Source organism: Actinoplanes sp. ATCC 53533 (genome assembly GCF_003947245.1).
This window is the reverse complement of record NZ_QHHV01000630.1, coordinates 1-532: the sequence shown is the minus strand read 5'-3', so window position 1 is coordinate 532 and position 532 is coordinate 1. Positions and strand designations below refer to the sequence as shown.

The following is a 532-nucleotide window of genomic DNA, read 5'->3' as shown; positions in this document are numbered from 1 at the left end:
CCCGTCCCGGCCGCGACCTACGAGACTCAGTCGTGGACACCGACCGACCAGGGCTACTGAGAGCTCGTCCAGCTCACAGATCGAAAACCTCACGACCAGCGCCCGGCAGCTGGCGCTCGCCGAGCTCGGCCAGAGCGACAAGTCGAACGCCCATACCGTCATCGGCAACGTCCGCGCCATGGAAGCCGCCCTGCGGCTCTCCGACAATATCGAAGTAGCGGCGATCCTGACCATGCACGGCGAGCTGATGCGGCGTCAGCCCGGCTTCACGCAGCACGCTGGCCGGTTCCGGCAAGAGGCGGTCTGGATCGGGCGGGACAATGCCGGGCCGATCGGTGCCGATTTTGTCGCGCCACAGCATGAACGGGTGCCGGACGCCGTTCAAGACATCGTCGAGTTCGCGAAGCGTGACGACCTGCCGGTACTGATTCAGGTAGCGGCCGCACACGCCCAGTTCGAGACGATCCATCCCTTCGTCGACGGCAACGGCCGCACGGGTCGCGCCCTCGCCCAGGCCATGCTGCGGAGCAAG

General features: G+C 66.7%; 1 protein-coding gene. It reads left to right on the top strand.

Annotation, left to right across the window (positions count from 1 at the left end):
- Positions 1–178: 178 nt before the first annotated feature.
- Positions 179–532 (top strand): Fic family protein (locus DMB66_RS66460; protein ID WP_199753333.1); only part of this gene is annotated, 354 nt, incomplete at its 3' end.